Annotated in this window: 11 protein-coding genes; 4 read left to right on the top strand and 7 right to left on the bottom strand. The window is 71.7% G+C overall.

From position 1 onward, the window contains the following. Window positions 1-151: 151 nt before the first annotated feature. Genes AAEP80_RS08405 through AAEP80_RS08390 form a run of 4 tightly spaced genes read left to right on the top strand, consistent with a single transcriptional unit; the run spans window position 152 to window position 4352 of the window. Window positions 152-1042, top strand: a complete 891-nt coding sequence (locus AAEP80_RS08405) for a carbohydrate ABC transporter permease (RefSeq protein WP_420366682.1) — start codon at window positions 152-154, stop codon at window positions 1040-1042. 25 nt (window positions 1043-1067) lie between these two features. Beyond that, a complete protein-coding gene (locus AAEP80_RS08400; protein ID WP_420366681.1) occupies window positions 1068-1958 on the top strand; it encodes a carbohydrate ABC transporter permease in 891 nt (296 codons plus the stop codon). A gap of 7 nt (window positions 1959-1965) precedes the next feature. Then, a complete protein-coding gene (locus AAEP80_RS08395; protein WP_420366680.1) occupies window positions 1966-3267 on the top strand; it encodes a 6-phospho-beta-glucosidase in 1302 nt (433 codons plus the stop codon). Next, window positions 3231-4352, top strand: a complete 1122-nt coding sequence (locus tag AAEP80_RS08390) for an N-acetylglucosamine kinase (protein ID WP_420366679.1) — start codon at window positions 3231-3233, stop codon at window positions 4350-4352. Before AAEP80_RS08395 ends, AAEP80_RS08390 begins: the two co-directional genes overlap by 37 nt. 157 nt (window positions 4353-4509) lie before the next feature. On the opposite strand, the gene gap is transcribed toward AAEP80_RS08390, so the two are convergent. The 7 genes from gap to gatC form a co-directional block, all read right to left on the bottom strand. Further along, window positions 4510-5514, bottom strand: coding sequence for a type I glyceraldehyde-3-phosphate dehydrogenase (gap, locus tag AAEP80_RS08385; protein WP_420366678.1), 1005 nt, complete (start codon window positions 5512-5514; stop codon window positions 4510-4512). Between the two features lie 131 nt (window positions 5515-5645). Further along, on the bottom strand, window positions 5646-6596 hold the full coding sequence (locus AAEP80_RS08380) for a GlxA family transcriptional regulator (RefSeq protein ID WP_413602504.1): 951 nt from the start codon (window positions 6594-6596) through the stop codon (window positions 5646-5648). 20 nt (window positions 6597-6616) lie between these two features. After that, entirely contained in the window at window positions 6617-7339 is a 723-nt protein-coding gene (locus tag AAEP80_RS08375; RefSeq protein ID WP_420366677.1) for a methyltransferase domain-containing protein, read from the bottom strand. Further along, a complete protein-coding gene (locus AAEP80_RS08370; protein WP_420366676.1) occupies window positions 7336-8499 on the bottom strand; it encodes a type III polyketide synthase in 1164 nt (387 codons plus the stop codon). The genes AAEP80_RS08375 and AAEP80_RS08370 overlap by 4 nt, the downstream gene beginning before the upstream one ends. A 128-nt stretch (window positions 8500-8627) precedes the next feature. Next, on the bottom strand, window positions 8628-10130 hold the full coding sequence (gene gatB, locus AAEP80_RS08365) for an Asp-tRNA(Asn)/Glu-tRNA(Gln) amidotransferase subunit GatB (RefSeq protein ID WP_413602507.1): 1503 nt from the start codon (window positions 10128-10130) through the stop codon (window positions 8628-8630). Beyond that, on the bottom strand, window positions 10130-11677 hold the full coding sequence (gatA, locus tag AAEP80_RS08360; protein WP_413602508.1) for an Asp-tRNA(Asn)/Glu-tRNA(Gln) amidotransferase subunit GatA: 1548 nt from the start codon (window positions 11675-11677) through the stop codon (window positions 10130-10132). Before gatA ends, gatB begins: the two co-directional genes overlap by 1 nt. A gap of 11 nt (window positions 11678-11688) precedes the next feature. After that, on the bottom strand, window positions 11689-11988 hold the full coding sequence (gene gatC / locus AAEP80_RS08355) for an Asp-tRNA(Asn)/Glu-tRNA(Gln) amidotransferase subunit GatC (RefSeq protein ID WP_281267255.1): 300 nt from the start codon (window positions 11986-11988) through the stop codon (window positions 11689-11691). Between the last annotated feature and the right edge of the window lie 45 nt (window positions 11989-12033).

Below are 12033 nucleotides of genomic sequence, written 5' to 3'. Positions count from 1 at the left end.
CCTCACCACCCCGGAAACCGGCAGCCTGGAGGCGCGGCCCACCCGCGCCTCCCGGCCGCCGGCCCCAGCAGGGCCCGGTTCGACGGCCCCTGGAAGCCGGCCACGCCGGCGCCGCTCCGCCGAGTCGCGCCGTCGACTCGTCGCGCTGACCATGCTCGCCCCGGCCCTGGCGGGCCTCGTGGTCTTCTTCGCCTACCCGCTCGTCGCGAGCGTCTTCTACTCGTTCACGCGCTACAACCAGCTGCAGGAGCCCCAGTTCGTCGGGCTGCTGAACTACAAGTTCCTGTTCACGCAGGATCCGCAGATCTGGCCGGCCGTCGTCAACACGGCGTGGTTCGTCGTCATCCTGGTGCCGGTCCGGATCGTCTGCGGGCTACTCGTCGCCGGGCTCCTCAGTCGGGCGAAGACCGCGACCGGGTTCTGGCGGACGCTGTTCTACCTGCCCGCCCTGGTCCCGCCGGTCGCGAGCGTCGTGGCCTTCGTGTTCCTCTTCAACCCCGGCACCGGCCCCGTCAACCAGATCCTGAAGTTCTTCGGGATCGACGGGCCGCTGTGGTTCAACGACCCGGCGTGGTCGAAGCCGTCGCTCGTGATCATGGGCGTCTGGGTGATGGGCGACATCATGATCATCTTCCTGGCGTCGCTCCTCGACGTACCGCGCGACCTGTACGAGGCCGCGTCGCTCGACGGGGCGAACGGCGTCCAGCAGGTGCGGCACATCACGCTGCCGACGATCGCCCCGGTGATCGGGTTCGCCGCCGTGACGGGGGTGATCGCGGCCCTGCAGTACTTCACCGAGGCTGCGGTCGCGTCAGGGGTCGCGTCGGGCAAGGCGACGATCGGCGGTGGCACGGCGGCGCAGCTCGGGTACCCGGGCACCTCGCTGCTGACCTACACCGAGCTGCTCTACCAGCACGGGTTCGCGAACTTCCAGTTCGGGTACGCGTCCGCGATGGCCGTCGTGCTGTTCGTGGTCACCGCGATCGTGCTCGTGTTCACCATGCGACGAATTTCCGTGTTCAGGCCGGAGGCCGACCAATGAACACTGCCCGGCCGGAGGAGTCCTGATGACCGCCGTCTCCCAGTCCCCGCTCGCCCGGACACCCCGTGGCGCGGCACCCCGCACGGGCGGGCCCCGTCGGAGCCTGCTGCTCTGGATCGCCGAGCACGCCGCACTCGTCGCGCTCGGTGTCCTGACCCTCGCCCCGATCGTCTTCGTCGTCCTGACCTCGCTGATGTCGAGCAACCAGGCGCTGACGGCGTCGATCATCCCGAAGCCGTTCGACTTCTCGAACTACGCCAGGGTGTTCAGCGAACTGCCGCTCGCCCAGTGGTTCGGGAACTCCGCGCTCTACGCCGTGCTCGCCACCGCGTTCATGCTCCTGAGCTCGGTGCCCGCCGCGTACGCGCTCGCGCAGATCAAGTTCAAGGGCGCGAACCTCATCTTCACGGTGATCATCGTGGCGATGCTCCTGCCCCCGCAGGTCACCGCGGTCCCGGTCTACGTGATGTGGTCGCACCTGCACCTGACCGGCACGCTGTGGCCGCTGATCCTGCCGAACCTGCTCGGCGACGCGTTCAGCATCTTCCTGCTCCGGCAGTTCTTCATGACGATCCCGAAGGAGTACGGGGACGCCGCGCGCATGGACGGCTGCAGCGAGTGGGGTGTCCTGATGCGGGTCGTCGTCCCGATGGCCAGGCCCGGCATCGCGTCGGCGGCGATCTTCATGTTCTTCAACTCGTGGAACGACTACTACGGCCCGCTCCTCTACGCGTCCGAGAACCAGGCAGCCTGGCCGGTCGCGTACGGACTCGCCACGTTCCGCGGCCAACACGGCACCGACTGGTCCATGACGATGGCGATGACCGTCGTCGTCATGGTCCCCGTCGTCGTCATCTTCTTCTTCGCACAGAAGGCATTCGTCGAGGGCATCGCGCTCACCGGCGTGAAGGGATAGCACCACAGTGAAACTCGCAGTCATCGGTGGCGGTTCCACCTACACCCCCGAACTCGTGGACGGCTTCGCCCGGCTCCGAGACCAGCTCCCCATCGACGAGCTCTGGCTCGTCGACCCCGATCCCGAACGCCGGGAACTCGTCGGCGGTGTCGCGAAGCGGATGTTCGCGCACGCCGGGCACCCGGGCACCCTGCACGTCACCGACGACGTCGTCGCCGGGGTGTCCGACGCCGACGCGGTCATGTTCCAGCTCCGCATCGGCGGCCAGGCCGCCAGGCAGCAGGACGAGACCTGGCCGCACGAGGCGTGCTGCATCGGGCAGGAGACGACCGGCCCCGGCGGCTTCGCGAAGGCGCTCCGCACCGTGCCGGTCGTGCTCGAGTACGCCGAGCTCGTCCGGAGGCACGCGAAGCCGGACGCCTGGATCGTGGACTTCACGAACCCGGTCGGCATCGTCACCCGTGCGCTGCTCGAGGCCGGGCACCGCGCCGTGGGCCTGTGCAACGTGGCGATCGGCTTCCAGCGCCGCTTCGCCCGGGAGTTCCAGGTCGCCCCGACGGCGGTCCGGCTGGACCACGTCGGGCTGAACCACCTGACGTGGGAGCGTGGCGTGCACGTCACCGGTGCCGACGGCACCACGCGCGACGTGCTCGACGAGCTGCTCGCCGGGGACGCCCTCGACCGGACCGCCGACAGCGTCCACATGCACCCGGACCTGCTCCGCCTGCAGCACGCGATCCCGTCCTACTACCTGCGCTACTTCTACAGCCACGACATCGTGCTCGAGGAACAGCTCCACGAGCCCACCCGCGCCGAGGCCGTGATGGCGACCGAGCACGCGCTCCTCGCGAAGTACGCCGACCCCTCCGTCGTCACGAAGCCCGTCGAGCTCGAGCAGCGCGGCGGCGCGTACTACTCCGAGGCGGCGATCGACGTGCTGTCCTCGATCCTCGGGGACCGCGGCGACGTGCAGGTGCTCAACGTGCGGAACGACGGCACGTTCCCGTTCCTCCCCGACGACCACGTCATCGAGGTCCCTGCGCGCGTCACCCGTCAGGCGATCACCCCGCTGCCGGTCGCACCGCTCGACGCGGACATGGTCGGGCTGGTGTCGCACGTCGCCGGGTACGAACGCCTGGCGCTCGACGCGGCCGTGCACGGCGGCCGCGACCGGGTGCTCCGGGCGATGTGGGCGCACCCCCTCGTGGGGCAGGTCGACAAGGCCGAGAAGCTCACCGACCTGCTCCTGGCCGCGAACGCGGAACACCTGCCGTGGACGCGATCGGAGCAGGTGACGTGGGCGGGCTGAGCCGGACCGGCGAGGCGGAGCCGGGCCGAGCCTCCAGTCCGGTGACCGGTCTGCCGGACGCGGGCCGCGCGACGGACGTGGTGCTCGCGGTCGACGGCGGCGGCAGCAAGACCGACGTCGTCGCGATCGGGCTGGACGGGTCGCTCGTCGCGCACGCGCGTGGGCCAGGCTCGAACCCGCAGACCCGCGGATGGGACCTGGCCGGCCCGATCATCGACGGGGTCCGCGCACGGGTGCTCCGGGAGCTCGGTGGCCGGCGGATCCGGACGACGCACGTGTACCTCGCCGGACTCGACCTGCACGACGAACTCGTCGCGGCGACCGCGGCGCTCGCGCACTGGGGCGAGGACGGCGGCGCGCCGGGCGTCCTCGACAACGACCTGTTCGCGCTGCTGCGAGCCGGCACGCTGTCGCCGGACGCAGCCGCCGTGGTGTGCGGCACCGGCATCAACGCGCTCGCGGTCCGTGCCGACGGGGAGACCTCGCGCTTCCCGGCGATCGGCGACGTGTCCGGCGACTGGGGCGGCGGGGCGTACCTCGGCAACCGGGCGCTGTGGCACGCGGCCCGTGCGGACGACGGGCGCGGTCCGGCCACGGCGCTCGTGGACGCGGTGCCTGCTGCACTCGGGCTCGGGTCCGTCCGCGAGGTCACCGAGGCGATCCACTTCGGCCGGCTCGACGAACGCGTGTTCAACCGGCTCTGCCCCGTGCTGTTCGAGGTCGCCGGTGCCGGGGACGTCGTCGCTGCCGGGGTCGTCGCCCGGCAGGCGGAGGAGATCGTGCTGCTGGCGTCGGTGGCGCTCGGGCGGCTCGGCCTCGGCGGATCGGCATCGTCGCCGGTGCCCGTCGTGCTCGGTGGCGGGGTGCTCGCTGCCCGGCACCCGCTCCTCGTCGACGCGGTCGTGTCCGGGCTCGCCGAGCGTGTGCCGGGTGCCGAGCCGACGTGGGTCACCGCTCCCCCGGTGCTCGGTGCCGGGTTCGCGGCGCTCGAGTCCGTCGGGGCGGGGGCTCCTGCGCTCGAGCGGTACCGGGCCGCGGTGCTGTCCCGTTCGTTCGCGAGCACGGCGGCGCTGCCGCTGGCCTAGCGGCGGCCGGCGGCGGGCGGCGGCCGGCGGGCGGCGGGCGCGGGGCGCGCGGCGCGCGGCGCCGAGTCTCGCGCTGAGCGACACATCTCGCGCGCTTGACCCCGTGAGGTGTCGCTCAGCCCGAGGCTCGGCCCGCCCGCCAGCCCACCGAGCACCGTCACGCGCGCGCGAGCATCCCCAGCGTGTCGACCACCCGGTTCGAGAAGCCCCACTCGTTGTCGTACCAGGCGACGACCTTCACGTGACGACCACCGTCGACGCGGGTCAGCAGCGAGTCGAACACGGCCGACTCCGGGCGCCCCGTGATGTCCGTCGACACGATCGGGTCCGCCGTGAACGCCAGCACCCCCGCGAGGGGCCCGGCAGCGGCCGCACGGTACGCCGCGTTGACCTCGTCCACGGTCACGTCGCGGGACACCACGGTGTTCAGCTCGACGATCGACCCGACGGGCACCGGCACCCGGATGGCGTCACCCGACAATTTGCCCTCGAGCCGCGGCAGCACGAGCCCGATCGCCTTCGCCGCCCCGGTGGACGTCGGCACGATGTTCACCCCGGCTGCCCGTGCCCGTCGGAGGTCCCGGTGCGGACCGTCCTGCAGGTTCTGCTCCTGCGTGTAGGCGTGCACGGTCGTCATGAACCCGTGCTCGATGCCGGCGAGGTCGTCGAGGACCGACGCCAGCGGCGCCAGCGCGTTCGTCGTGCAGGACGCGTTCGACACGACCGTGTGCGCGATGGGGTCGAACACGTCGGAGTTCACACCGAAGGCGATCGTGGCGTCGGCGCCGGTCGCCGGAGCGCTGATGAGCACCCGGCGCGCACCGGCGGTGAGGTGTGCGGCTGCCGCGTCCCGTGCCGTGAACCGCCCGGTGGACTCGAGGACGACCTCGACGCCGAGCTCCGCCCACGGCAGGTCGACCGGCTCGCGCTCGGCGAGGACGCGGATTCGTGCGCCGTCGACCACGAGGGCGTCTCCGTCCACCTCGACGGTTCCGGCGAACGGGCCGAGCGCGGAGTCGTACCGGAACAGGTGCGCGAGTGTCTCCGGTGCGGTGAGGTCGTTCACGGCGATGATCTCGAGGTCGTCACCGCCCCTGGCCAGGAGGGCGCGGAGGGTGTTGCGGCCGATGCGGCCGAAGCCGTTGATGGCGATGCGGGTCATGGGGGTTCCTTTCGTTCCGCAGACCATGCTCACCGGCCTGGAGGCAGGGCAACAGTGGCAGGGAAGCCACGGTCCGAAAGGATCACGCCAGTGCTGATCCGGTCCGGACGATCCGCCGGCGTGCGTCCTGCTCAGTCCTGGAACGTCCGTCGGTACGCGGTCGGCGAGGTCCCGAGGATCCGGCGGAAGTGGGTCCGCAGGTTCGCGTCCGATCCGAGCCCGGCCCGCTCGGCGACCTGGTCGACGCCGAGGTCGGAGCGCTCGAGCAGTTCCCGAGCCAGGTCGACCCGCGCCCGGAGCACCCACTGCATCGGCGTGTACCCGGTGTCCTCCACGAAGCGCCGCGAGAACGTCCTCGGCGACACGGCGGCGTTCCGTGCGAGCACCTCGAGTGTCAGGGGCTCGGCGAGGTGTCGGAGCGCCCATTCACGCGTCGCGGCGAACACGTCACCGAGCGGCTCCGGCATGCTCCGCGGGACGTACTGCGCCTGGCCGCCGCTCCGGTACGGCGCGCTGACGAGCCGCCTGGCGACGTGGTTCGACAACCCGACGCCGTGGTCCTGTCGCACGATGTGCAGGCACAGGTCGATCCCGCTCGCCGCGCCGGCACTCGTCAGCACCGAGCCGGCGTCGACGAACAGCACGTCCTCGTCCACCTCGACCGCCGGGTAGCGCTCCCGGAGGACCCGCGTGTAGTGCCAGTGCGTCGTCGCCCGTCGCCCGTCCAGCAGCCCGGCGGCCCCGAGCGCGAACGCCCCCGTCGAGATCGCGGCGATGCGGACACCCCGCTCGTGCGCTCGGGCGAGAGCCGCCACGACGTCGGCCGGCGGCGGGGTGTCGGCGGGGAACCGGTAGCCGGGCACGAACACGGTCTCGGCCCAGTCGAGCGTGTCGAGGCCGTGGTCGACCGCGTACGCCAGGCCGTCACCGCCGGTGATCCGCCCGACCCGGGGACCGCAGACCCGCACCTCGTACGGCATGCTCGGACGGTTCGAGAAGACCTGCGCGGGGATCCCGACATCGAGCGGCTTGGCACCGTCGAGCACCAGGACCGCGACACGGTGGAGTCGTGCGGGCACCATGCTGCGACGCTAGCGGAGCGTCAGGCGTCGTGGATCGCGAGCACCCGGTGCGGAGCCGCCGACTCCGCCCGCCAGCCCGTTGGCAGCGCCGTCCGGAGTTCCGGCAGCGTGAAGCTCCGACGGATGGAGCGCAGCCCGTCCACGCGCACGAACGTCCCGGCAGCGACGAGCACCGAGCCGAGCGCGTACGCCCGGTACGCCGACGCCGACCGCCGGATGTCCGAGTGCAGGCTCCTGGTCGCCGCGAGCCGCTCCGAGTCACGGAGGAAGCCGGCACGCTCCTCGTCCCCGAGGTGGTGCAGCACGTGGTTCGACACCACGACGTCGAACCGCTCCCCCGCTGCCACCAGGTCACCGCTCGACTGTTCGCGGAAGGACACGCCTCGGGGGACGGAGCGCGTCGCCGCGGCGATCGCCCGTGGATCCGGGTCCACCCCGACGACCTCGATGTCGAACCCGTCACTCGCCGCCCAGCGCACGAGCGCCCTGGCGAGGTCGCCGCCGCCGCACCCGAGATCGAGCACCCGTCCGCGGCCGCTCGCCGGCAACGCCGGCACGACGTGGGTCCGCCACCCGGCGCGCCACCCGCTGACCAGCGAGTTCACGACGGCGAACCGCCGGAACGTCCGCGCCAGTGCCCGCGGGTCGCAGTCCGGGTCGTCCATGAGTTCGCGGAGCTCCAGGTCGCGCAGGCGCAGGTCCACTGCCGGGAGGCCCTGCTCACCTCCGGCCCGCCTGCTCACGCCCGCCCCGTGGCGAGTGCCACCGCATCGACCGCGTCCGTCGTCCGGGTCGCGTCCGTCGTCCGGGTCGCGTCCGTCACGCCGGTCCCGACTGCGGTGAGGCGTGCACTCTCGACGGTCAGGCCCGGGCCGAACGCCAGCGCGATGACGGACGCACCGTCCGCGATCCCGGCATCGAACGCGTCCCGCAGCACGAACAGCACCGTCGCGCTCGACATGTTCCCGTGCTCGCGCAGCACCGCCCTGCTGCTCGCCATGGCATCGTCGGACAACCCGAGGGCATCCTGCGTCCGGTCGAGGATCGCCCGGCCGCCGGGGTGCACCGCCCACACGGGGACGTCCGCCGCTGGTCCGTCCAGCAGGGGCGCGACCGCCTCGGCGACGGTCGCCCCGACGAGCTTCGGCACCGCCGTGCTGAGGACCATCTCGAAGCCCTCGTCACCGATGTTCCACGCCATCTCCGGCGCACCCTCCGGCACGACCGTGGTGGCGAACGCGTCGAGCCGCAGCCCGGGACCGTCGGCCGTCACGACGGCAGCGGCGGCACCGTCCCCGAAGACGCTGTTCGCGACGATCTGGTCCGGGTCGTCCGATGCCCGGACGTGCAGCGTGCAGAGCTCGGCGCACACGACGAGCACGACGGCGGACGGATCAGCGGCGACGAACGCGTCGGCGATCCGGAGCGCCGGGAACGCCGCGCAGCACCCCATGAACCCGATGTGCTGCCGGAAGACCGTACGGCGGAGCCCGAGTTCCTCGACGATCGCCAGGTCGGGCCCCGGCTGGGTGAACCCCGTGCACGACACCGTGACGAGGTGCGTGACGTCCGCCGGGCCGATGCCGGACCGGTGCAGGGCGTCCCGCGCGGACGCGACGAACAGGGCGGGAGCGAGCTCCCGGTACCGATCGTTCCTCGTGCCCGTCGACGGCGACTGCAGCGTCCCGTCGGCATCTCGGAAGCGTCCGGGCCGGCCGGCGAGGTCGAGCTCCCCCAGGACGGTGTGCCGGTGCGCGACGGCTGATGCGTCGAACGCGGCGGGGACCAGACGACGACCGAGGCGACCGAGGCCCGGCTGCGCGGCGAAGAGCTCGCGCACCGCCGCCTGGTCGAGTGTCGTCTCGGGAACGGCGGTACCGATGGCGCGGATCGTTGCGGACACTCCTCATCATGTCACCGGGTCGTGGACGTGTCCCCAGGTACGACCACGACGGCCCGGAACCGCGGAACGGACACAGCACCGCGCCGATGCGCGGTGCTGTGTCCGTTCTGCAGTTCGGTGCGGCGGCGTCAGGCCTGCGCGCGCTCCAGCACGAGCTCGCGGACGCGGGCCGCGTCGGCCTGGCCCTGCATCGACTTCATGACGGCACCGATGATCGCGCCGGCGGCCTGGACCTTGCCGTCCTTGATCTTGGCGAGGACGTCCGGCTGCGCGGCGAGGGCCTCGTCGACGGCGGCGGTGAGCGCCGAGTCGTCGGAGACGACCTTGAGCCCGCGCGACTCGACGACCGCGGACGGCGAGCCCTCGCCGGCGATGACGCCCTCGAGCACCTGGCGTGCCAGGCGATCGGTCAGGTCGCCGGACTCGACGAGCGTGATGAGCTCGGCGACGTGCGCGGGCGACACGAGATCCCCGGGGGCGGCGTCCTGCGTGTTCGCGACGCGGCTGATCTCACCGGTCCACCACTTGCGGGCGGCCTGGGCCGGTGCACCGGCGGCGACGGTGGCTTCGACCTCGTCGAGGAGGCCGCCGTTCACCACGTCCTGGAACTCGAGGTCGGCGAAGCCCCACTCCCCCTTGAGGCGACGTCGGCGGGCGACGGGTGCCTCCGGCAGGGATGCTCGGAGTTCCTCGATCATCGCCGGGTCGGGGACGACGGGGAGCAGGTCGGGCTCCGGGAAGTAGCGGTAGTCGTCCGCGTCGGACTTGGGGCGCCCCGCGGAGGTGCGTCCGGTGTCCTCGTGCCAGTGCCGGGTCTCCTGCGTGATCGTGCCGCCGTCCGCGAGGATCGCAGCCTGCCGCTGGATCTCGTAGCGGATGGCACGCTCGACGGCACGGAACGAGTTGACGTTCTTCGTCTCGGTCCGGGTGCCGAGCTTCTCCTGGCCCCACGGACGCAGCGAGATGTTGGCATCGCAGCGCAGGTTCCCGCGCTCCATGCGGGCTTCGGAGACGCCGAGCGCGCGGACGAGGTCACGGATGACCTGCACGTACGCGGCACCGAGCTCCGGGGCCCGGTGGGCGGCGCCGAAGATCGGCTTCGTGACGATCTCGACCAGCGGCACACCGGCACGGTTGTAGTCGACGAGCGAGTACTCGGCGCCCTGGATGCGACCGGTCGCGCCACCGACGTGCGTCAGCTTGCCCGCGTCCTCTTCCATGTGGGCGCGTTCGATCGGCACCTGGAAGAGCGTGCCGTCGGCGAGTTCCACCTCGACCTCGCCCTCGAAGGCGATCGGCTCGTCGTACTGCGAGATCTGGTAGTTCTTCGGGTTGTCCGGGTAGAAGTAGTTCTTCCGGGAGAACCGCGACGACTCGGCGATCGAACACCCGAGCGCGAGCCCGAGGTTGATCGAGAACCGGACGGCCTGCTCGTTCACGACGGGGAGCGACCCGGGGAGCCCGAGGTCCACCGGCGTCACGTTGGTGTTCGGTTCGCCGCCGAAGAAGTTCGGGGCGTCGGAGAACATCTTGGTCTTCGTGGCGAGCTCGACGTGCACCTCGAAGCCGAGCACCGGCTCGAAGCGCTCGATCGCCTCGTCGAAGTCCATGAGTGCGTCCTTGGCGGCCATCAGACCACGCCTTCCTCTGCTGCCGACTGCTGACTGAAGTCGAGGTCGGGGATCCGGTCGATGAGCGGCGCACCCCACTGCTGCTCGAGCAGCCGCTCGAGCGCCGCGCCGTAGCGGTACAGCCGGGCGTCCTCACGCTGCGGGGCCATCAGCTGCACGCCGGTCGGCAGGCCGTCTTCCGGTGCCAGACCGTTCGGGATGCTCATGCCGGGGACGCCCGCCAGGTTCGCCGGGATCGTGGTGAGGTCGTTGAGGTACATCGACAGCGGGTCGTCGAGGCGCTCGCCCAGCGGGAACGCGGTGGTCGGCGCCGACGGGCTGACGAGCAGGTCGACCTGCTCGAACGCCTTGTCGAAGTCGCGCTGCACGAGGGTGCGGACCTTCTGCGCGCTGCCGTAGTAGGCGTCGTAGTACCCGGCGCTGAGCGCGTAGGTGCCGAGGATGATGCGACGCTTGACCTCTGGCCCGAAGCCGGCTTCACGCGTGGCCGCCATCACGTCCTCGACCGTGGCGCCGCCCTCCGGCGTGACCCGCAGGCCGAACCGCACCGAGTCGAACTTCGCGAGGTTCGACGACGCTTCCGCCGGCAGGATCAGGTAGTAGGCGCTGATGGCGTACGCGAAGCTCGGTGCGTCGATCTCGACGACGACCGCACCGGCGGCTTCGAGGATCGCGACGGTCTCCTGGAAGCGCTGCGTGACCCCGGCCTGGAAGCCCTCGCCCCCGGCGAGCTCCTTCACGACGCCGACGCGGAGGCCCTTGAGCGTGTCCGCCTGCAGCCCGTCACGAGCGGCGGCCGCGAACGACGGCCACTCGTCACGGATCGACGTGGAGTCGCGCGGGTCGTGGCCGCCGATGACGTCGTGCAGGAGCGCGGCGTCGAGGACGGTGCGGGCGACGGGACCGACCTGGTCGAGGCTCGACGCCAGGGCGATCGAGCCGTACCGGCTGACGCCACCGTAGGTGGGCTTCACGCCGACGGTGCCGGTGACGGCGCCCGGCTGTCGGATCGACCCACCGGTGTCCGAGCCGAGCGCGAGGGGCGCTTCGTGGGCGGCGACCGCAGCGGCCGAACCACCGCCTGACCCGCCGGGGATGCGGTCGAGGTCCCACGGGTTGTGCGTCGGGCCGTACGCCGAGAACTCGGTCGTCGAGCCCATCGCGAACTCGTCCATGTTGGTCTTGCCGAGGGGCACCAGGCCGGCGCGACGGAGCTTCGCGACCGGGGTGGCGTCGTAGGGGGGCACCCAGCCTTCGAGGATCTTCGACCCGGAGGTGGACGGCATGTCGAGGGTGCAGAGCACGTCCTTGATGGCCACCGGCACACCCGCGAGGGCACCGAGGTCGTCGCCGGCGGCGCGGCGCGAGTCGATGGACTTCGCGACGCCGAGGGCGTTCTCGTTGACGTGCAGGAACGCATGCACGTCCCCGTCGACCGCGGCGATGCGGTCGAGGTGCGCCTGGGTCGCCTCGACGCTGGAGACGTCGCGCGCCACGAGGGCGTCGGCGAGCGCCGCGGCGCTGAGCTTCGTGATGTCGTCGGTCACTGTTCTACCGCCTACTGTTCTTCGCCGAGGATCGCCGTCACGCGGAACCGTTCGCCGTCGGTGTCGGGGGCTCCGGAGAGCGCCTGCTGCTGGGTGAGCGTCTCGCCGACCACGTCGGGCCGCAGGACGTTCGGCAGCGTGACCGGGTGGCTCGTCGCGGGGACGTCCGGCGTGGCGACCTCGGTCACCTTCGCGACGCTGTCGACGATGTGCGACAGCTCCCCGGTCAGCTTCTCGATCTCGTCGGGCGTGAGTGCGATACGTGCGAGGTTCGCCAGGTGGGCGACCTGCTCGCTCGTGATGTCAGGCATGGTGCTCCGTCGATCGGTTCGTGGAATGCGAACCAGTCTATTGGT

It is taken from the genome of Curtobacterium sp. L3-7, from assembly GCF_048756585.1.
Lineage (GTDB): Bacteria > Actinomycetota > Actinomycetes > Actinomycetales > Microbacteriaceae > Curtobacterium.
This window is presented reverse-complemented; position numbering and strand designations above follow the sequence as displayed.

Coding starts and splice junctions, on each gene's coding strand:
- gatB (WP_413602507.1), bottom strand. CDS start 10,130: ATGGCCGCCAAGGACGCACTCATGGACTTCGACGAGGCGATCGAGCGC.
- gap (WP_420366678.1), bottom strand. CDS start 5,514: ATGACCCGCATCGCCATCAACGGCTTCGGCCGCATCGGCCGCAACACC.
- gatC (WP_281267255.1), bottom strand. CDS start 11,988: ATGCCTGACATCACGAGCGAGCAGGTCGCCCACCTGGCGAACCTCGCA.
- AAEP80_RS08405 (WP_420366682.1), top strand. CDS start 152: ATGCTCGCCCCGGCCCTGGCGGGCCTCGTGGTCTTCTTCGCCTACCCG.
- AAEP80_RS08400 (WP_420366681.1), top strand. CDS start 1,068: ATGACCGCCGTCTCCCAGTCCCCGCTCGCCCGGACACCCCGTGGCGCG.
- AAEP80_RS08380 (WP_413602504.1), bottom strand. CDS start 6,596: ATGGTGCCCGCACGACTCCACCGTGTCGCGGTCCTGGTGCTCGACGGT.